Source organism: Pseudoalteromonas distincta (genome assembly GCF_000814675.1).
Taxonomy (GTDB): domain Bacteria; phylum Pseudomonadota; class Gammaproteobacteria; order Enterobacterales; family Alteromonadaceae; genus Pseudoalteromonas; species Pseudoalteromonas distincta.
The window spans coordinates 60,682-80,586 of record NZ_JWIG01000010.1 but is presented as its reverse complement, the minus strand read 5'-3'; the positions used below and the strand labels follow the sequence as shown (position 1 = coordinate 80,586).

Annotated in this window: 19 protein-coding genes and 1 pseudogene; 12 read left to right on the top strand and 8 right to left on the bottom strand. The window is 38.3% G+C overall.

The annotated features are described in order from the left end of the window. Nucleotides 1–22: 22 nt before the first annotated feature. Nucleotides 23–601 (bottom strand): LON peptidase substrate-binding domain-containing protein, encoded by a 579-nt coding sequence (locus QT16_RS07450; protein ID WP_039487779.1) that lies wholly within the window; start codon nt 599–601, stop codon nt 23–25. Between the two features lie 235 nt (nt 602–836). Further along, complete coding sequence (locus QT16_RS07445; RefSeq protein WP_002962453.1) at nt 837–1,109, bottom strand: hypothetical protein; 273 nt, start codon at nt 1,107–1,109, stop codon at nt 837–839. A gap of 298 nt (nt 1,110–1,407) precedes the next feature. Between QT16_RS07445 and QT16_RS07440 the strand changes: the two genes are divergently transcribed. Next, complete coding sequence (locus QT16_RS07440) at nt 1,408–3,099, top strand: alkaline phosphatase D family protein (RefSeq protein ID WP_039487652.1); 1,692 nt, start codon at nt 1,408–1,410, stop codon at nt 3,097–3,099. A gap of 60 nt (nt 3,100–3,159) precedes the next feature. On the opposite strand, the gene QT16_RS07435 is transcribed toward QT16_RS07440, so the two are convergent. From QT16_RS07435 to QT16_RS07425, 3 genes and pseudogenes are all read right to left on the bottom strand, one after another. Next, on the bottom strand, nt 3,160–4,638 hold the full coding sequence (locus tag QT16_RS07435; protein WP_039487650.1) for a cellulase family glycosylhydrolase: 1,479 nt from the start codon (nt 4,636–4,638) through the stop codon (nt 3,160–3,162). A 400-nt stretch (nt 4,639–5,038) separates the two neighbouring features. Continuing rightward, nucleotides 5,039–5,389 (bottom strand): hypothetical protein, encoded by a 351-nt coding sequence (locus QT16_RS07430; RefSeq protein ID WP_002962450.1) that lies wholly within the window; start codon nt 5,387–5,389, stop codon nt 5,039–5,041. Nucleotides 5,390–5,477: 88 nt separating this feature from the next. Then, nucleotides 5,478–7,828, bottom strand: a pseudogene (locus tag QT16_RS07425) (TonB-dependent receptor). Nucleotides 7,829–8,047: 219 nt separating this feature from the next. On the opposite strand from QT16_RS07425, the gene trhA reads away from it, so the two are divergent. From trhA to QT16_RS07390, 7 genes are all read left to right on the top strand, one after another. After that, complete coding sequence (gene trhA / locus QT16_RS07420; RefSeq protein WP_039487648.1) at nt 8,048–8,677, top strand: PAQR family membrane homeostasis protein TrhA; 630 nt, start codon at nt 8,048–8,050, stop codon at nt 8,675–8,677. A gap of 259 nt (nt 8,678–8,936) precedes the next feature. Next, entirely contained in the window at nt 8,937–9,131 is a 195-nt protein-coding gene (locus QT16_RS07415) for a hypothetical protein (RefSeq protein WP_039487643.1), read from the top strand. 87 nt (nt 9,132–9,218) lie between these two features. After that, nucleotides 9,219–9,728, top strand: coding sequence for a zinc ribbon domain-containing protein (locus QT16_RS07410; protein ID WP_039487641.1), 510 nt, complete (start codon nt 9,219–9,221; stop codon nt 9,726–9,728). 184 nt (nt 9,729–9,912) lie between these two features. Continuing rightward, nucleotides 9,913–10,368 carry a hypothetical protein gene (locus QT16_RS07405; protein WP_039487639.1) on the top strand — a complete coding sequence of 152 codons (456 nt, stop codon included), beginning with the start codon at nt 9,913–9,915 and terminating at the stop codon, nt 10,366–10,368. A gap of 167 nt (nt 10,369–10,535) precedes the next feature. Then, complete coding sequence (locus QT16_RS07400; RefSeq protein WP_039487637.1) at nt 10,536–10,796, top strand: hypothetical protein; 261 nt, start codon at nt 10,536–10,538, stop codon at nt 10,794–10,796. A 335-nt stretch (nt 10,797–11,131) separates the two neighbouring features. Beyond that, a complete protein-coding gene (locus QT16_RS07395) occupies nt 11,132–11,641 on the top strand; it encodes a hypothetical protein (RefSeq protein WP_039487636.1) in 510 nt (169 codons plus the stop codon). 266 nt (nt 11,642–11,907) lie between these two features. After that, complete coding sequence (locus QT16_RS07390) at nt 11,908–12,486, top strand: DJ-1/PfpI family protein (protein WP_039487634.1); 579 nt, start codon at nt 11,908–11,910, stop codon at nt 12,484–12,486. A gap of 59 nt (nt 12,487–12,545) precedes the next feature. Here QT16_RS07390 and QT16_RS07385 read toward each other — a convergent pair whose 3' ends face one another. Then, a complete protein-coding gene (locus tag QT16_RS07385; RefSeq protein WP_039487632.1) occupies nt 12,546–12,854 on the bottom strand; it encodes an MGMT family protein in 309 nt (102 codons plus the stop codon). Further along, on the bottom strand, nt 12,844–13,740 hold the full coding sequence (locus QT16_RS07380; RefSeq protein WP_002958590.1) for a LysR family transcriptional regulator: 897 nt from the start codon (nt 13,738–13,740) through the stop codon (nt 12,844–12,846). Before QT16_RS07380 ends, QT16_RS07385 begins: the two co-directional genes overlap by 11 nt. Nucleotides 13,741–13,862: 122 nt before the next feature. Between QT16_RS07380 and QT16_RS07375 the strand changes: the two genes are divergently transcribed. Continuing rightward, the gene (locus QT16_RS07375) at nt 13,863–14,945 is read left to right on the top strand and encodes an efflux RND transporter periplasmic adaptor subunit (RefSeq protein ID WP_039487629.1); all 1,083 of its coding nucleotides are present in this window, start codon (nt 13,863–13,865) and stop codon (nt 14,943–14,945) included. A gap of 2 nt (nt 14,946–14,947) precedes the next feature. Further along, a complete protein-coding gene (locus QT16_RS07370; protein WP_039487627.1) occupies nt 14,948–18,028 on the top strand; it encodes an efflux RND transporter permease subunit in 3,081 nt (1,026 codons plus the stop codon). A 109-nt stretch (nt 18,029–18,137) separates the two neighbouring features. Here the strand turns inward: QT16_RS07370 and QT16_RS07365 are convergent, their stop codons facing one another. Continuing rightward, nucleotides 18,138–18,470, bottom strand: coding sequence for a PBPRA1643 family SWIM/SEC-C metal-binding motif protein (locus QT16_RS07365; protein WP_039487625.1), 333 nt, complete (start codon nt 18,468–18,470; stop codon nt 18,138–18,140). A 344-nt stretch (nt 18,471–18,814) separates the two neighbouring features. Here QT16_RS07365 and QT16_RS07360 point away from each other — a divergent pair, with 344 nt between their 5' ends. Both QT16_RS07360 and QT16_RS07355 read left to right on the top strand, forming a co-directional pair. Next, nucleotides 18,815–19,555, top strand: a complete 741-nt coding sequence (locus QT16_RS07360) for a putative quinol monooxygenase (RefSeq protein WP_039487623.1) — start codon at nt 18,815–18,817, stop codon at nt 19,553–19,555. A 92-nt stretch (nt 19,556–19,647) separates the two neighbouring features. Beyond that, nucleotides 19,648–19,905 (top strand): hypothetical protein, encoded by a 258-nt coding sequence (locus tag QT16_RS07355; protein ID WP_039487621.1) that lies wholly within the window; start codon nt 19,648–19,650, stop codon nt 19,903–19,905.

The following is a 19,905-nucleotide window of genomic DNA, read 5'->3' as shown; positions in this document are numbered from 1 at the left end:
AATTAATTTAGGATCATAAAATTTAGGCAAATTCGTTATTAATCACAGTATGGAGGAAATTCAGTAAGTTATCAAAGTTCGTTTCAAACGCAAGTTGCTGTTTTTTCTCAATAGAAATAGGTAGGAGCTCAAGCCAACGAGCTGCAATCCAAGGAAGTTTGTCAAAGTGAGTTTTTTTGTACAGTAAATTAAGTTCCGGATTACTTTTAAACACGTTTAAAAGCGCATCATGCAATAAGTCATGTTCGCCAACTGAGTTGTTAGAATCCTTATACCAATATGGCGTATTACAAGGAGATACCAAACCATGTCGCAGTTCGTCCTCGTCTTGATAAACATCATTTATTTGAACACTTTGAGAAGCAAACACATCGATTAATAATACATCGTTGTCGTCTTGGTCAAAATCAATAATATCAACAAGGCAACCTTGCGCGCTTATATTAAATGGCGTGTCGTGCTCAAATGTACAAAGCACAAACCCTGTATTGTTTTTTAATGCGGTTTTAACCATATTTAAATAGCGAGGCTCAAATATGCGTAATCGCGTATAGCCTTCTGGTAACATAAAAATGGGTAATGGAAAAATCGCACGTTTCATAAAGTCTACTTCTTTCAAACACTCTGCCTTTATTTACGTGCGCTTTTGCTAAGTCGATCAGCTTTGTATGAATCGAATTAATTACCAGCTATATAATTGGCTAAAGATTAAACCAACCTCCCATAGCTTTAAACACTTGAACCGAGTAATAAGCGCTAATCATACTGACTACGGGTGCTAACATTAATGCAAATAATCCAAGTTCACTGCTCATCGTTTTAATCCTTTAAATAATTTATTTTGCGTTTTTAATACTAGTGTCAGTATTTTTAGGCGTTGTGCTATGTGTTAAAACGGGCTCATCTAATAAACCCTCTAAAACAGTTTTAGCATCAAAATAAAGCGTTTCCTTTAGTGATTTTTCAAGCTCGATTGTGGTTTGCTTTACGTAGCTTGCTACACTTTGAGTTAATATATCAGTTACATCTAGGTCCACTTCTGTTGCGTGTACTTGCGCAGAACCTAATACTAATAAACTTGCCATAGCGATTTTAATTGAATGTTTCATAATGGTATTCCTTGTTTGTGTATTGTTTAGACGTAGTTACATACTCAAGGGTTGTGCCAACATAAAAATAAATCGTAAGAAACTGTTATTAAAGAGCTTTACACGAGCCGCTTTAATTTAAAAAATTCATACCTTGTTAATTTAACCATTTAATTTAATTTTTTGACTACTTTTTAGTTAATAAATAAAAGGGTTTAAATGTATTAATACCGTCACACTAAATACATTTAGCGTTTATAAAAACGTCATATCTACCCGCTAAAGTGCACACCACTATAAATAATTCAAAAAGTGCAGTATGACCCTTTCATCACGTCGAAATTTTTTAAAAACCTCAGCAGCAAGCATATTTACCGTCGCAGTATCGAGTGCCATTACAGGTTGTGCTCAAACATTAACAAACAAACCACTATCGGCTATTGAATTTAAACACGGTGTAGCCAGTGGCGATCCGCTCAGTAATGCTTTAATAATTTGGACACGTGCAACTACTTCTCAATCAAATTTTGAAGTTACTGTTGCTTGGGAACTGGCAAGTGACTCTCAATTTAAAAACATCATTCGAAGCGGGCGCGAACAAACAGATAAAAGCAGAGATTTTACAATAAAAATAGATGTGCAAGAACTTGCTCCAAACACAGAGTACTTTTATCGATTTGTGGGTTTAAATACACAAAGCCCAATTGGCCGGGCTAAAACACTACCAATAAACAATGTTGAACAAATAAAAATGGCTGTTGTGTCGTGCTCAAACTACCCTGCTGGGTACTTTAATGCCTACACCGATGCCGCTAAACAAAAAGATTTAGATGTAGTACTGCATTTGGGTGATTACATTTACGAATACCCAATGGGAGGATACGCTACCGAAAATGCTGAAAACATTGGCCGCCAATTAGCAGCCGATAACAGCGGTGAAATTATTACCCTTAGCGACTATCGTAAGCGCTATGCCATTTACAGAACAGACCAAGGCTTACAAGCACTTCACGCTGCAGCGCCATTTATCGCAATATGGGATGATCACGAAGTTACCAACGATACCTATAAAAGTGGTGCTGAAAATCATACTCCTGATGAAGGTGACTTTTTTAAGCGCCGTGCAGCAGCTATTCAAGCCTATTACGAATGGCTGCCAATTAGGCCGCCTATGGGCGAACAAAGCCCGCAAATATACCGCACCTTCGATTTTGGTAATTTAATAAGCTTGCACATGCTAGATACACGCGTAATAGCACGCGATAAACAACTTGCTTACAGCGACTACAAAAATCTAGAGACCAAACAAATGGATGTTGCGCGCTTTGCCAGTGATTTAAATAATCCAAATAGGCAGTTACTAGGTAACACACAACTAAACTGGCTCACCAGTGCAATAACTAAATCAAATGCAAAATGGCAAGTATTGGGCCAGCAAGTATTGATGACTAAAATGTGGCTACCTACTGAAATATTCTCGCAATCCGATCGCACTAAAATACCGCAGGTGTTAAAAGAGCTTGTTACCATTAAAAAAGCCGTGTTAGCTAATAAAGCGGTAACACCTGAGCAACTCGCACGCGTAAATACTTTAATGCCTTATAATTTAGATGCGTGGGATGGTTACCCAAGCGAGCGCGAAGCATTATACAAAAGCGTTAACGCATTAAATAAAAAGTTAGTCGTGGTTGCAGGTGATACGCACAATGCGTGGCATGGCACATTAAAAAATGCAAAAGGCGAAAGCGTAGGAGTAGAATTTGCAACGCCTGGTGTTACATCCCCGGGGATGGAGCATTATTTAGCGCTTAATACAGCACAAGCAAAGCAAATGGCTGACTCGCTTTCATTGTTAATAAACGACTTAAACTATTGTGACTTATCACACCGTGGATATATGTTACTGACTATTACTAAAGAGCAAATCACAACCGATTGGCGCTATATAGATAACATAAACTCCCCTAGCTACAACATCACTGATCAACACCAAAGTGTTTATAAAGGCTAATACTTTTAAAAAGAAGGTAAATGTATTATTTACCTTCTTCACATATTTTATTTAACGCGCTTAACTACAGCTATAAATAAGCGTCCACGAAGCATCACTTCCTGGAATGCTGTTTGTATACCAATTTGCGCTGTATGCATTACCTTGATATTGCATTTTATCGTCGGTGTTATTGTGAGTAAACGGACCACCTGAGTAATCTTTTTTTACCCAATTAGGATATGCATTAATACCATTACAATCTGTTGAACTTACAACACTGCATCCGTTTGTATCAACACTTGTACCAGCGGGTGTATCTGGGCACTGATCAATATCATCATTCACTCCATCGTTATCCGCATCGCTTTGTGGTTCAACTACTTCAACAACGCAACCTACATTATTCACAGTTTCACCTGCAGGTGTATTAGGGCATTGATCAACACTATCGCTAATACCATCGGCATCGCTGTCAGTTACCTCACAACCAATACTATCAACCGTTGTACCAGCGGGTGTATCTGGGCACTGGTCAAGGCTGTCACTTATACCATCACCATCAGAGTCTAAAGCAACCGTACTACCACCCCAACCTTGAATGATCTCTTTAACTTTAGAGCCTGAAGCGGTTAATGAATTCCAACTACCGCCTGGAGTAAATAACGATGCACCTTCGTTTTTATCGTTTAAAGCCCAGTTAGCGTGGCTAATATTGTTTGTTTTAAAAAATGCCATCCATGCATCAGTTTCATTAATATTAACACCACCATTGCCATCAGCATTAACTGTTCCCCACTCTGTAGCAAATAGTGCAATGCCGTTATCGAGTGCTATTTGTGCTTTATTTCGATACGATTGACCATGCGTGCCAGCATAAAAATGCAGAGTGTAAGCAATATTGGCGCGATCTATCGGGTTTTGTGATGCCACATCAACATCTTGCGACCACGTAGGCGTACCAACCACAATTAAGTTATCAGGATCGATTGCTCTAATTTTATCAATAACTGTTTCTGCGTAAGGCTTAATATCGTTAGCCCATGAAATTTGTAACGGCTCGTTATAAATTTCATAAATAACATTGTCGTACTGCCCATATTTGGTAGCTACGTCTTCAAAAAAGCGAACTGCAGTCGCCTGATCGGTATGTGCTTCATGGCTATGAAAATCAATAATAACGTACATATCTTCGCTAATAGCTGCGTTTACAACAGTATCAAGACGGCTCATATTGCCCTCCCAATCAAAGTTCAAACTACCACCAGTACTCGTACCATGACCAATAGCTGCACGAATTAATGTTGCATTAAATTCAGTTTTTGCCTTTGCTACTGTTTGTGCTGTATAAAACTTTTCAGCGCCCCAACCGGTGTTACTCCAAAATAGGCTAGGTCCTGCAAAGCTTGTGTTTTCTCCACCTGCAAGAATTTGATTCCCACTCACCGTTAACTTTTCAACAGCGGCATTGGCCATAGTTGAGCATCCTAATAATAAAGCTAACGATAAGCTCGCCACTTTAAAATCCTTTCTTTTGTGATTATTTGAACTGTTATTCATCGTATTTCCTTAAATTGAAATTATCAGTCGTCATCGTTTGACGTAATAAATTGACACCAAACCAATACTTAATAGTTAAACAAAGTTAATTTGGCGAGCAGAAAGTATCATTTATTTATTAACATTAAATGAATAAAAAGGTACAAGGAGAAGGATTTTAATTAACTAAATATCAACAAGTGAGCGATTTAACGAGGTTTGAGGATTTTACTGGGTATATACAGGAATTTACACGATGTTTACATGGTGCAGGCGAAAATCTCGGTTACAAAAAATATGTATAAAAATGGAAAAAGCGGTAATAATAATTATTACCGCCATCAATAATAGCTAAATATCAGGGATAAATATGCGGGAAGAAAATTAATAAGCCAACCAAACCGAGTTCTGATTAACTGGCTTATTTTTTAGTGGGCAGCGCTTTTCTGCCCAAACGATATGCATCGGCTATGCTCAGCACCCAAATTATAATCATTAAAGGTACGTACTTATATTCAGCGAGCTGAGCGCAGGCGTTAGATGGTTGTTGCGCGGCTTTTAAAATGGCCGTAACCGACATGGGGATTTTTCCGTTTACAATTTCATTTGCAGTACACTGTGCAATCGCAAATATATCTTGAAAGGTTAAAATTAAAAGAACAGAGAATACACCCGCAAAAATAGCGCCTATAAGGTGTTTTTTTAAAGAAAAATGCCCCGCTCCAGGATAAACAATAGCGGTAAGTAAAGCAGCTTTTAGATCTTGTTTCATTTTTGCCTAATATAAATTCACTTTAACGTGATCACATAAAAAAGCCACTTTGCAGTGGCTCAATTAAAATATCAAGTAGTTAAATGTATTATTGTCCGCCAAACCCGAGAGTTAACTCAATACCAACAAAACGAGGTGCCCCTGCAACAAATGTTGGATTGCCAAATCCTCCTCCAGTATTACCTGCATCAACTAAATACTCTTTATCTAATAAGTTACTAGCAAATACACTAACAGCCCAGTCATCACCATTTGCGATACCTAAGCGCGCACTGACTAATCCAAGCCCAGGTTGGCTAATATCTAAGCCTGATATTGGCGCATTTGCTGGCTCAAAATACACTTCAGAGCGGTAGCTATATATTAAAGAGCTCGTTAAATTAAGTGAGTTCGACAATTCTGTTGAATAAAACAGCCCCGTACTAAACGTCCACTTTGGTTGTAATCTAAATTTATTGCCTGCGAGGTTACCGTTATTACTATCATCATCTATTTCAGCATCAAGGTAAGCCGCATTGGCAAATACCTCAAACTCATTATTAATTAACGCCCTTACTTCAGCCTCTGCGCCAACATTAGTGGCAGATCCCGCATCAGCAGAAAACGCAACGCCTTCATCATCCTGTAACGTAACCTGAAAGTTAGAGTAATCTTGATAAAATACAGCGACAGAGTAATCTAAACGTCCGTCAAGCGCTTTGCCTTTAATACCGGTTTCGTAGTTCCAAATAATTTCCGCTGGAACTTCTGATATAGAAGCTTCGACACTCCCTTGTTCATCGTTAGCCGAACTTACTTCAAGTACTTCCGAACGACGCCCTTTTGAAACAGTCGCATACATATTTGTAGTAGGGTTTATTATATAAAGCGCATTAAAACGTGGCAGCCAATCATCATAATCAGCATCGCCATAGAATGTTTCACCATTAGTATCAACCGTAAACAATGGCGCTTGTGTTAAAACACTATTGGGTGCAGCAGAGCTATAACCACTGCGCTTTTCTTCTTTAATATAACGAAGACCCGCTGTTAACTCCAGTGCCTCAGTTGCAGCATAAGTTACATCAGCAAACGCTGAGTACGCTTTGTTTTCACCATAGTTTGTAAACTCTAATGAATATGGCAACTCGTTTATTGCACCACCTGTTAATGCTGGCGTTAAAATATTAACGCTACCATCATTATTAATACAAGGAACACCTGAGCCCAATACGCCTAAGCAATTTAAGAATATAGACTCCTCTGTACTAAATGGGACACGCTGGCTACCATCTTCTTCAAAGTAACTCACACCAAAAATACTAGTAAACTTATTCTGCGTATAAACAGCGCGTAATTCTTGGCTAAATTGATCGCCCTCAGCAGCTTCTGCAAATTCTAAAAACCATGCCTGCGTACCATCAGCATCAAACACTTCTAAAGAATCAAAGTTACGCCCTGCAGTAATTGAGGTGATTGTTAAATCGTTACTTACATCCCAATTTACTGTCAAATTTAAATCGTTAACTGTGCGCTCTACACCTAAGTCTTTTTTTCAAACACAGACTCTGCATACGGACTACCTGGCATTTCAACAAAGCTATATGGACTTGTATCACCACCGGTTGGTGCATAAAGCCCATTTTTAAAAGATGTACCCGAGTCATCATTTTTTTCATACGTATACACCAAATCAATCGTTACATCGTCACTAGGTGTAATACGTAAAGACGGACGATAAGAAAAACGCTCAATAGCATGCATATCATCTTGCTTAAACCCAGCCGGATTTTGGGAGTTACTATTTCCTGCAATATTTTTTATAAACCCATCACGTTCACGATAAGTAAAAGCAACACGGCCTTGCATTAAATCATTACCACCCGTTACAAAACCACTAACACCTTTGGCCGAGTAATTACCAACGGATGCTTTTAATTGAGCCGAAAAATCTTTTTCTGGTTTACGTGTTGCTACACTAATAGCCCCCACAGAAGCTGCTGTTCCAAACAGTGTTGCTTGTGGTCCCTTAACAACTTCAATCCCTTCTACATCAAAAAGCTCAAAGTATGAACCACGAGAGCGTGATACATCTGCCCCGTTATAATAAATAGACACACGAGGGGATGATTGAGACGACCCACTATCAGACGTAATACCACGAATTACAAAGCCTGGGTTGTTAGGACTTTGCTCTTGAATAACAAGCCCAGGTGTTATTTCAGATAAAGTGTCGAGTTCACCAATACCTAAGCTCTCTAAAAAGTCGCCATCGTAGGCACTTATTGTTACAGGCACATCTTGTATTGATTGCGCACGCTTTTGAGCAACAACCACTATTTCATCAAGTTCTTTATTTATGGTTTGATCTGCAAAACTATTTGTTGATGTAACGCAAATCATCGTAACAGACAATTTAGTAAGTTTAAGAAATGGCCGTGTTTTTAATTTATTTTTCATGTTTTTCACTGTTCGTCCGGTTAATTGTTTTTAGGAATTACCAGTAATCTAACGAACTATTACGACTTTTTTACGTCTTATTAATTACGCATTGGTTAAATTGATGTTTCAACTTTATGAAAAATAATAAATTATTGTATTCATATAAAAATTATAGCATTGAAAAACTCAGCGTACACTTGTACACTAAAATTCATTCAAATAGTGGTAGGATCTGTCATGTCGTTAGAAGCGCCCTATTCTAAAAAAGAAGAACAACTAAACGTAATTAGCCATGCACTTGGTATTGTATTTGCCGTATTTGTTATGTGGGATTTATTTAGCCAAGCCACCAGCGCTAAGGCGTATGTTAGTACTGCAATTTATGGCAGCAGCCTATTTGTGCTGTTTTTGTCGTCCACTTTGTACCACGCCAGTATTCAACCGCGCTTAAGAGCCTTTTATAAAAAGTGCGATCACTGCGCCATATACTTATTAATTGCCGGCACCTACACCCCCTTTTTATTAATCTCATTAACCGATGCTTGGTCATGGGCAACACTTACATTTATATGGGCGGTGGCCCTGGCGGGCGTTGCGTACAAAGTATTTGTAAAAAACGGTAATAAAAAAATATCACTCGCCACCTACTTACTCATGGGTTGGTTTGCACTGGCTATAGTTTATCCGCTTTATTCAAGTGTTGATGTAAAAGCACTTTACTGGCTACTTGCCGGCGGTATTTTTTATAGTTTAGGCACTTTTTTTTACAGTGCTAAAAGCACCCAATTTAGCCACGCAATTTGGCACTTATTTGTTATTGCAGGGTGTGTTTGTCATTATATTTCAATTAGTAATTATGTTTATTAGGCAGGTAAAGCCAATTAGAGTGGTCTGGTTTGAGCGATAACCGGACATTCAGGTGAGTTATCATTAACTTAATAAGAGTCAGGGATACTTTCCTCTTTTTTACATGTTTATATAAGCTACATAAAGCATAATATTTATAGTTGGCAATAATTTACACTATTTGCTATTAGTATACGTTCATAAAATAAGGACGTTTTCACGCTAAAATAGGGAAGTGTCCTCTGATAAAGATGTTAGCAGTCTAAAGGAGTATCAAGTTATGGAGTCACTATTTAAATCTATTGCCGTCGGAGTTTTTGTTGGTGTAGCAGGTGCTTTATTTCTATATATATTTTCAGAGTACATATCAGAACAAAATGAAGCACTAGTATTCGGTGTTTTTGCAGGTGTAGCTTTTCTCCTTATTGACATTATTACTAAAAAACTAAAGTCAAATAGCCGAATAGACAGCTAACAAAAACATCATGGTGGGAATTTTACTCGCTGAAAAGGCGCTCCTAAAGTCTCCATATGTTAAGCGTTAGAGTGTTAATGGAGAACTATGGCAACTTGTAAAGCGTGTCATGAAGAAATACGTGATGATGCTACTGTGTGTAAACATTGTGGTCATAAAGAAAAGGTGGATGCCAATAGCGTCGGAATATACATTGGTGTTATTTTGTCTGTTATTTCCTTAGCTACAATTGCTTTTTCTACAGCGGTTAAATTATTTGAAAGTAAAAATGCAGATATTGTGGGCCAAGTCTTAAGTTTTGAAAACGATAAACTAGATTTATCACTTTCTAACAGGGGTAAAAGCTCTGCGGTTATTTGGGATTTGACAATTACCTACCCTGAGGCAGGTAGATGTAATCAAAAGGATTATGAAGTCACAACAAGGATGGAGCTCAAGAAATCAGTTATAGAGCCCAATAAAACTATAATCGTACCTTCAAAAACCAAGGATGAAAGTTCTCTTCATATAGCGGATATGTCTCCTGAAACTAGGGCTGATGAAGAGTTTAAAGATTTACTTAAATCAATTAGTTTTTATACTGCTAAAGTTATTTAGATTTCGATAATGAATTCAAAAATAAAGAAATAGCTTTTACTTGTGCGCCATTATCTGAGTGTATAGAACACTCTAACAAGTCGTTAAAGCAGGACAAATAACAGTTGGCTTTGCTCCTGCGTCGCTTATTTTAGCCAACAATTATTTGTCTCTGATTGAGGCGTTAGCTATCAAAGAGAGAGTTGTGAAATTATCACGTATATTGTTATTGACCTTTTTATTTAGTTTCCAATCAAATGCCGAAGTGTTTGATGCAAAATCCTTCTTTGAGTCATCAATTGATAATACAACAGCGAAAGCTCATGAATGTGTTGATTTATATTTAACTCAAAAAAACTTTAAAAAAGCGCATGAATTTTTATGCTCTGATATTGCGGAAAGAACTCCTTTATCAAGTTTGGAGGCTGTTTATGAGCAACTAAACAAGTTTGCTGACCTAAGTAAATTCAAGAACCCTGAAATTATTGATGCAAATGTTCAATTACATAAAACTGAGCCATACGGTTTAGTTAATTATGTTGTGGTACTAAAAGACAAAGATAATCAAAAGTTAACAGGTTATGTGAGTTTTAGAGCTAATAATGCTTGTATGTGGGGCTGGCGCTTTCAACCAATGATTACAAAGTCATTTAATAGCTAACAAGCTGTTAAAGCAGGACAAAATTCAAAATTGTGCATATTTTCTGGCAATTACTTTTCGCTAGATAAGGTATTTACCTGAATTAAAGATTTGTCAGTTATGTGAATTTCTATTAGCTACGGAATTTACTTAACTTCGGAAGAACTTAAATACAGAGGGTTGATGGAGTGTCTCAAGAACAAGATGCATGGGAAAAGTTTTTAAGTTCATGCCAAAAAGGCTTCATCAGTTGTACGTTTTCCGATGAACTTACTGAAGTCTGTGGTGGAGATGCTAATGTTGCTTCAGTGGTTTATTACCACAACAAAGACAATGCATTGAAATGGATGCGGTCAAAAGTGCCTGCACTTAAAGATAAAACTCCAGCATTTTGCGCAAGGTCAGATATGCCCTTACTAAAAACTGTACTAATGTCATTTCCGTGTTAATTTATCAGAAAGAAACATTTTATAAGGCCAACCACCCAAGCTCCGGTGAGTGATGGCGCGTTAAGTGCTAGAGGGTGAATTTGAAAATCTAACAAGTTAAACAAAAAATAGATTTACTGGAGCACTTAGGGTTAAAACTCGATTTGATAATAATTCACTCAGTAAGTTTGTTAAGTTTGTTAAGTTTTACGCACTCAAAAAGACAAGTGGTCAAATCATGACTTCATACATTACAACTACTGACCGTCTTCGTATGGCACATAAATGCCCTTGGAATTGAGCTTGAAACTGTTTCTAAATATTTGAACTAACAAGCAGTTTATTTGAGTTGAAAAATGACAAAATTTACATATTATAAAAATTTATCTCTATCAGTTATTTCCATCGCATTAGGCCTAGCCACCGGGTTTGTAAATCTAAATCAGGTTAATAGTGGCTTTCCTTTTAAAAGTGACCTTATAGAAAAAAGTGGTCTTGTTAATTGGGTTCAAGCACATGATTATGGAATACGCTTCGGGTTTGTTAGTGATCCAATGAATTTTAATTACCCGTCAAAATCAAATGGGCAAGGCATTGTTGAAGAGTCTCTTTTGAAATCAAAAGATCAGCTTGTTACTATTTTATTTGAGGCTTCTGATACGCATTCGCCAATCTACTCTTCGAAGATATATCATAATTTTTTTGAGTTAAAAGTGAATGGACTGCTTGTTCGTTCTTATGAAGAATCTGAACAAGCTTGGAAGTCAGACAACAAGTTGACACCTTTAATTGTTGCTCTATTTTTGTTTGGAGGAACATATATTTGGCGCAAAACAAAAAAAGAGTACAAATATACTCGATATTGAAACACAGCTAACTCTCACATCATCAGGCCAGAGGATACAAATTTAGACTTTACATATCATGATTCATCAATATCTGCTCATAACACTGTGCGACACACGCATATTGTTACATTTAGCTTTACCAAAGATAATAGAAAACTTAGTAATAGTAATATTTTAGGGAATTTGTTAAAACTATATAAAGCAGAAAAATGAGCGTGGCAACAGCAGAAGTATTCGTGATTAGCGCATTTTAAGATTGTTATGTGTAATGGAGTATACAGAGTATGAATATCGGAATATACATATACGATGATGCAGAAGTTCTTGATTTCTCTGGACCATTTGAAGTTTTAAGTACTGCAAATCGTTTAGGCAATAAAAATTGGAATGTATTTTTAGTTTCTGAAAAACCTGATGTTGTACAAGCTCGTGGTGGTTTTCCAGTGCACGGACATTTCTCATTTGAGACTCATCCGAATATTGATGTGCTTATAGTTGTTGGAGGTATACATATAGAGGAAGTTAAAAAGCCTGCTGTAATATCTTGGATTTCGAATGTTGCTAGTACATCAAAAAGAGTCGCATCTGTCTGTACAGGATCGTTCATTTTAGCTGAAGCTAATTTACTAAATGGTTTAACAGTTACAACGCATTGGGAAGATATAGCCGATCTCAGTGCGACCTACCCGAAATTAAATGTTGTGAGTGATCATCGTTGGGTCTCTCAAGGTAAATATATAACTTCTGGTGGCATATCAGCTGGAATTGATATGAGTTTACACTTAGTGTCAGAACTATCGACATTAAATTTAGCTGAGCAAACAGCTAAGCAAATGGAGTATCACTGGCAAAAATGCACATAACAGCAGGCTAAGTCGTCGTAGTCAGCTATGGCACTTACCTGCCCATAATAGTCATATCACTACCACCGGCACTCGCGCATATTTACTTTGTCGCTTTTAAACAGTACGCCTTCTGATAATAGCTTTTCGCGCTGTTCTTGGTATTTTTTGCTACCTTCAGGGAATGATATTTTACCTTGGCTATTCACTACCCTGTGCCAAGGTATAACTGAGTCGTTTGGCATCATTTTTAATAAGCGCCCCACTAATCGTGAGTTTTGCGGATAACCCGCAAGAGCTGCAACTTGCCCGTAACTTGCTACTTTGCCTATTGGTATACCTGCGATAACAGTATAAATAAGTGTTTCTTTATCAATATCAGCGTTCATTTAAATACGCCTCACTAAGTACTTTAAATTGCTCCCAAATAGTACGCGCTACAGGGCCGTGGTGCACTGCATGTTGTCTAAAGGCTCTAATTTGTGCGCTAAATTTATGCTCTCGGTCAGTTATGTGTATTTCTTGAAGTAAGCCTGCTTTTATTTCAGGAGCGCAGTGTTCTAGACTCATCATTGCCCAACCTGCACCTGAGAGTAAAAACGATTTTAAGGTCGATACATCATCAATTTTCATCATGGCGGAGCCTTTTGAGTACGATAGTCTGTCACTGTCGATACTCAAATCACTTTCAAACATGGCTAAACACGGATACGTTTGTAGTTCACTATAGGTTAGCTTTTGAGGAAGTACGCCTTTAGCGCTGACAATGCCAATATCGAGCCTGCCTATAGGTACGCTTTCTAAATCACCTGTCGCATGAAATAAATCAAACCACGGACCAATGCCTAATTCGGCTTGCCCACTATTTACTTGCTCTAACGAAATAAAGCGCTTCCCGCTTGTTAAGCTAAATTCGGTGCTGGTAAACAATCTAAAAGTATTACTTATGATCTCGTTGTAACTCTGCGTATGGCAAAGTTGTTCGTAACAAATTCTAAATTGGGGTTCATTACCGAGTGCCAATTCTTTAGCAAGCTGCGCTAGCTCGTCGTTGGCATGCAGAAGTTGCTGCGCCTCGCGGTGGAAAATACGCCCTTTTTCAGTAAGCTGTAATCGGTACTTACTTCTGTCTAGCAACTCAAACCCTATTTTTTCTTCTAGATTTTTAATAGCAAGTGTAAGCGCTGGCTGCGTTTTATGTAGTTTTAGTGCTGCCCCGCTTAAGCTTGCGCTTTGCACTATGGCATCTAAAATTATTAATTGATTCAGCTTCATATAGCACTCTGCAACATTATAAGTAAAACTTATTGAGTTTCTAAAATTTAATGATTTTTATTTTATATGTTTGCAGCGTATGCTGCACTTAATTATTTTGCCATCATTGCAACGGAGAAGACATGAAACTCTTTCGTCTATGTTTTTTAACTACGACTTTACTAAGCTTAATAGCCTGTTCTGAGCCAGAACAACAAGTTAAAGAAGAGCCCATTCGCCCTGTTAAATTATTCAACATAGGTCATGATTCTCAAACCAACATTCGCAGCTTTCCTGCTGAGGTTGTTGCAAACCAAGGCTCTTACTTGGCGTTTAGAGTAAATGGTGAGCTTGTTGAGTTTCCGGTTTTAGCAGGTGAAGAAGTTAAAAAAGGTCAGCTACTGGCAAAGCTCGACCCAGAAGACTTTCAATTACAATACGATGATAGAAAAGCCCGCTTTGAGCTTGCTAAGTCGCAACTTGGTCGTATTGAGCAATTACTTGAAAAAAGAATCGCAAGCCAATCTGAATACGATGAAGCATTAGCCAATATGCAGGTGGCAGAGTCTGCCTTTAAAATTGCCGAAACAAACCTAGAATACAGTGAATTACGCGCACCATTTGCAGGCACTGTGGCTAAAGTATTTGTTAAAAACTTTGAAAACATTCAAGCCAAGCAAAACATTTTACGCTTAGAAACACGCGACTTAATGGATGTAGAAATCCAAGTTCCTGAAAAAATAATAGCGCGCATTAAAAAAGGTACCGATTACCACCCTACCGTTGTGTTTGATGGCTTTGCAAAAAAAGAATACACCCTTGATTTAAAAGAGTGGGATACACAGGCTGATCCAACCACCCTGACCTACCAAGTTGTTTTTTCGCTGCCAGTACCTGATGACTTTAATTTACTTGCCGGTATGACTGGGCGTGTATTTATTGATTTATCTAAAGTTACTAGCTCGCAAGTAGCGTATACAATTTTACCTGTTGAGTCGGTTTTTTCAGAAGCAAAAGAAAGCGTGTCTGATAACGCGTATGTGTGGTTATACAACCCAGAAACAGGTGTTGTTAATAAGCAGGCTGTAAAAGTAGGGCAAGTTCACCGTGATGGTATTGAAGTACTTAGCGGCATAAAAGAAGGCCAAATGGTTGTATCTGCCGGTGTACATTCATTAGATGAAGGCATGAAAGTACGTCCATGGAATAAAGAGCGAGGCTTATAATTATGAGCTTTGCGCAACTCTCCATAGAGAAAAAAGTAATTAGTTGGATGTTTGCGCTGCTGCTGTTAATTGGCGGTAGTGTGTCGTATTTTGACCTAGGCCAACTAGAAGACCCTGAGTTTACTCTTAAAACTGCCATGGTTATTACCATGTACCCGGGTGCATCGCCGCAGCAAGTCGAGGAGGAAGTCACCTTCCCTATTGAAAATGCGATTCAGCAACTCCCTTATGTTGATTATGTGACCTCTATTTCATCAAATGGTAAGTCGCAAATTTCGGTGGAAATGAAAAGCACTTATCGAAAAGAGCAGCTGCGCCAAATTTGGGATGAAATGCGTCGTAAAATTAATGACCTTTCTCCTTCGCTGCCAAGCGGCGTTTACCCAAGCACTATTTTAGATGACTTTGGCGATGTATACGGCGTTTTATATTCGGTTACTGGCGACGGCTACTCATATGACGAGCTTAAAGACTACGTAGACTTTTTAAAGCGCGAGCTAGTCTTGGTTAAAGGTGTAAGTAAAGTAACTATTGCTGGTGAGCAACAACCACAAGTTATGGTTGAAGTATCTACACGTAAATTGGCTCAACTAGGTATAGCCCCAAGCCATATTTTTGGCTTGCTGCAATCGCAAAATACGGTGTCTAATGCGGGCAAAATACGTGTTGGCGATGAGTCTATTCGCTTTCACCCAACCGGGGAATTTAAAGATGTAAGTGAGCTTGAAACTCTGCTTATTTCAAAACCTGGTGCAAGTGAGCTTATTTATTTAGGCGATGTAGCAAAAGTATTTAGAGAATACGCCGAAGTACCTACTAATGTTATTCGTTACAACTCAGAGCAAGCACTGTTAATTGGTGTGTCGTTTATGAACGGGGTTAACGTAGTAGATGTAGGTAAACGTATTGACGAGCACTTAGCAGAGCTTGAGTACCAGCGCCCACATGGCATACATGTAGAATCGGTGTATAACCAACCTAAAGAAGTAGAAAAATCGGTAGATGGCTTTATTGTCAGCCTAGTAGAGGCGATTGCCATTGTAATCGTGGTACTGCTTATATTTATGGGTTTAAAAAGCGGTATTTTAATTGGCGGTATTTTATTACTGACCGTTTTAGGCACTTTTATATTTATGAAGTTGTTTGCCATAGACCTGCAACGTATTTCTCTGGGAGCACTTATTATTGCCCTAGGTATGCTGGTAGATAACGCCATAGTAGTAACCGAAGGCATATTAATAAATTTAAAACGTGGCCAAACTAAGTTAAAAGCGGCAGTTAATATTGTTGAGCAAACTAAATGGCCACTACTAGGCGCGACAGTTATTGGTATTACTGCATTTGCTCCCATTGGATTAAGCTCTGATGCCACGGGTGAATTTGCTGGCAGCTTATTTTGGGTGTTATTTATATCGCTTTTATTAAGCTGGATCACCGCCATCACCCTTACGCCATTTTTTGCAAACTTAATGTTTAAACAAGATGAGTTTAAAAAAGGTAAGAATGCTGAGGGCGAAGAGGAAGACGACGACCCGTACAAAGGCTTTATTTTTACAGGCTATAAAGCACTTTTAGATGTGTCTATGCATTATCGTAAAACAACTCTTGTTCTTATGGTTGTATTACTTTGCTCTGCAGTAATTGGCTTTGGTGCGGTTAAGCAGTCGTTTTTCCCTGCGTCTAACACGCCAATGTTTTATGTAGATTACTGGCAGCAGCAAGGCTCAGATATACGTGCAACCCTTGATGGCATTAAAAAGCTAGAAAACTACTTACAAAATGAAGAGCTCGTTGAGGAAATAACAAGTACAACAGGCCAAGGTGCGCCGCGCTTTATGCTTACTTATGCTCCTCAAAAATCGTACTCTTCTTATGGGCAGCTTATTATTAGAGTAAAAAACCGCGAGGCGGTTGCTATAGTAATGCAAAAGGTGCGTGAATACTCACAAAGTACGCCACTTTCAGCCGAGCTTAAAATTAAGCCGATGGAAATTGGCCCCTCTACCGATGCTAAAATTGAAGCACGCTTTACAGGCCCAGACCCAGTAGTTCTTAGAAAACTTGCAGCTAAAGCAGAAGACGTTATAGCAAAGGATGAAGGGGCTTATAATATTCGTGATGACTGGCGTGCGCGTACTAAAATGATTCGCCCGCAGTTTAACGAACAAAAAGCGCGCCGTTTAGGTATTAGTAAATCTGACCTTGATGATGTGCTGCTTACTAGCCTCTCTGGTAAACAAGTAGGCGTATACAGAGATGGTACGCAACTGTTACCTATTATTGCCCGCTCTCCTGCTAATGAACGTTTAAATGTAGAAAGCGTTCACGATTTACAAATATACAGCCCAGTACTGGGTGTATTTGTGCCAGTAACTCAAGTGGTTGACGAATTTGTGGTTGAATGGGAAGACAGCCTAATTATGCGCCGCGACCGTAAACGTACAATAACGGTAATGGCCGATCAAAACGTTTTAGGTGACGAAACCGCTGCTAAATTATTTGCCCGCATACGAGGGCCTGTAGAAGCAATAGAGCTACCGCGTGGTTATAAATTAGAATGGGGCGGCGAATATGAATCGTCATCTGATGCGCAATCGGCTATTTTTGGCTCATTGCCATTAGGCTATTTAGCTATGTTTGCGGTAACCGTACTGTTATTCAACTCGCTTAAACAACCTTTAGTTATTTGGGCTACAGTGCCACTTGCCATTATTGGTGTAAGTGCGGGTATGTTGATAATGAATGCGCCGTTTAGCTTTATGGCATTGCTTGGCTTATTAAGCTTAAGCGGCATGTTAATCAAAAACGGCATTGTGTTGGTCGACCAAATTAACCTTGAGCTTCGCGATGGTAAATCGCCTTATCAAGCTGTGTTTGAGTCTGGTGTTAGCCGTGTGCGCCCTGTAGCAATGGCAGCAATAACCACTATTTTAGGTATGATACCGCTGTTATTTGACGTGTTCTTCCAGTCAATGGCGGTAACGATTATGTTTGGTTTAGGCTTTGCTACAATTTTGACTCTAATTGTAGTGCCAGTACTTTACACGGTTATATTTAGAATTGATTACGAACCGCGTAAGTAGTTAAGCATATAATCGGTTAACATTAAAAAATGCCACTGGCTCAAGGTCAGTGGCATTTTTGTTTAATACCGATGAAAAAAGAAAGGCTACATATTTAGTTGTTAAGAAACTAACCGCAACACTTCTTATATTTTTTGCCGCTACCACATACACAAGGTGCGTTACGCTCTGGTAATTTATCAAATACTTGTGGTGTGGATTTACTAAGCGCAAAGTCTAGTTCGCGAATATCTTCTGGTACGTCTGCTTTAACTTCAATTGAAGCAAACAGCGAATGCTCTTCTAGTATTGCTTCTATTTCTGATTGTCGTTCAGCTGAGTTTACAATTAGCGTTAACGGGTGTAACTCTGTGCCTGGCTTGGCAGTACGTTTTGGTGCAAATCCATTACTGTTATTTTTACCCATTATATCGGGCTTACCCATAAAGAAAAATTTGGACATGTTACTTCTATAACCTTTCTACATTATTAAGACGGCGCATCTTAACAGCTTACCCTTCATATAACTAAGTGTACTTGTAAATAGCTTAACAACACGTCTATAAAGCAATTTTAACTTAAAAATTTAAATGGCCTGCAAAATAGGCTAACCACTATTATATACATTTACTATAAACTGATTAAATAAATGCGATTATTATCAATATTTAAATACTCTGTACACTTAGCTTCGTTATCTAAGCACTTACCAATTAAGCGATAGGTATGCTAACTAGGGCGATAGAAATTGCCTTTAACTTTTTAGCCTCACTTATACAGAGGCAATTTATTTAAGTAGAGAAAGTCATGTTTAAAAATTTTGGATGGATAGTAGAAGCTAAACTTAATGCTGGTGAACTTGAAAACTTTAAAGCGGTGATGAATTCACAAGTTAATCGCGCACTTAATGAAGTTGGCACTAAAAATTATCAATACTATATGTCTGATGCTGGCGATGTTTTTGTTTACGAACGCTTTGTTGATGCAGACTCTTCACACGAACATATTGAAAATTGGGACGACCATTCAGCACGTTGGATGGCAGCTGCTGCACCTACACGCATGGTGCATTTAGGTGAATTACCTGACGATGTTCGTGAGCGTCATGCGGCCTTAAGCCCTCTTTGGCTAAAACCATTTGGTGGCTTTTCTCGCGAAGAAGAACAAACGAGTCAAATTAACAAAAACGGTGATACGACATTTGATAATTTTGGCTGGATTGTTGAGGCCAAGCTAAACCCAGGCCAATTAGATGCCTTTCGTGAAGTAATGAACTCACAAGTAGAACGTGCAAAAATAGAGCCTGGTACACTAAATTACCAATATTACATGTCTGACGATGGCGATATTATGGTTTATGAGCGCTTTAGAGATTTAGAAGCATCGCACATACACATCCAAAACTGGGATGATCATGCAGAGCGTTGGATTGCTGCAGCAACACCAACACGCATGGTTCATTTGGGTGATTTACCTAAAGAACTAACCGATAAACATGCTGCACTGTCACCACTTCTATTAAAGCCTCTAGGTGGTTTTGCAAAGTAAATATGGATAAATACTAAATTCGTAATATAGTTAAGTGCCACTGACTAAACTCAGTGGCATTTTAGTATCTAACTAAATATCATGGAAAAACCTTGGAAAATTTTAAAACCGCGATACTAATAGCGGGCAGCGTTTTTATACTTTTTGGTTATTTACGCTTTATAACTGACGAGAATGGTAACGTGAACTTAAACAACTACCGTTTTACAGGTGGTTTACTGCTTGTGATTTCAGGCATGGTTGATGGCACACGCGACCTTGTTAAGCGCCTGCGCTCTAAAAACTCGTTATCGGCGATTGCAGTTTATTTAGGTATACTCTTATTTTATATTGGCTTTAGCATTTTATAA

Coding starts and splice junctions, on each gene's coding strand:
- QT16_RS07450 (WP_039487779.1), bottom strand. CDS start 601: ATGAAACGTGCGATTTTTCCATTACCCATTTTTATGTTACCAGAAGGC.
- QT16_RS07445 (WP_002962453.1), bottom strand. CDS start 1,109: ATGAAACATTCAATTAAAATCGCTATGGCAAGTTTATTAGTATTAGGT.
- QT16_RS07440 (WP_039487652.1), top strand. CDS start 1,408: ATGACCCTTTCATCACGTCGAAATTTTTTAAAAACCTCAGCAGCAAGC.
- QT16_RS07435 (WP_039487650.1), bottom strand. CDS start 4,638: ATGAATAACAGTTCAAATAATCACAAAAGAAAGGATTTTAAAGTGGCG.
- QT16_RS07430 (WP_002962450.1), bottom strand. CDS start 5,389: ATGAAACAAGATCTAAAAGCTGCTTTACTTACCGCTATTGTTTATCCT.
- trhA (WP_039487648.1), top strand. CDS start 8,048: ATGTCGTTAGAAGCGCCCTATTCTAAAAAAGAAGAACAACTAAACGTA.
- QT16_RS07415 (WP_039487643.1), top strand. CDS start 8,937: ATGGAGTCACTATTTAAATCTATTGCCGTCGGAGTTTTTGTTGGTGTA.
- QT16_RS07410 (WP_039487641.1), top strand. CDS start 9,219: ATGGCAACTTGTAAAGCGTGTCATGAAGAAATACGTGATGATGCTACT.
- QT16_RS07395 (WP_039487636.1), top strand. CDS start 11,132: ATGACAAAATTTACATATTATAAAAATTTATCTCTATCAGTTATTTCC.
- QT16_RS07390 (WP_039487634.1), top strand. CDS start 11,908: ATGAATATCGGAATATACATATACGATGATGCAGAAGTTCTTGATTTC.
- QT16_RS07385 (WP_039487632.1), bottom strand. CDS start 12,854: ATGAACGCTGATATTGATAAAGAAACACTTATTTATACTGTTATCGCA.
- QT16_RS07380 (WP_002958590.1), bottom strand. CDS start 13,740: ATGAAGCTGAATCAATTAATAATTTTAGATGCCATAGTGCAAAGCGCA.
- QT16_RS07375 (WP_039487629.1), top strand. CDS start 13,863: ATGAAACTCTTTCGTCTATGTTTTTTAACTACGACTTTACTAAGCTTA.
- QT16_RS07370 (WP_039487627.1), top strand. CDS start 14,948: ATGAGCTTTGCGCAACTCTCCATAGAGAAAAAAGTAATTAGTTGGATG.
- QT16_RS07365 (WP_039487625.1), bottom strand. CDS start 18,470: ATGTCCAAATTTTTCTTTATGGGTAAGCCCGATATAATGGGTAAAAAT.
- QT16_RS07360 (WP_039487623.1), top strand. CDS start 18,815: ATGTTTAAAAATTTTGGATGGATAGTAGAAGCTAAACTTAATGCTGGT.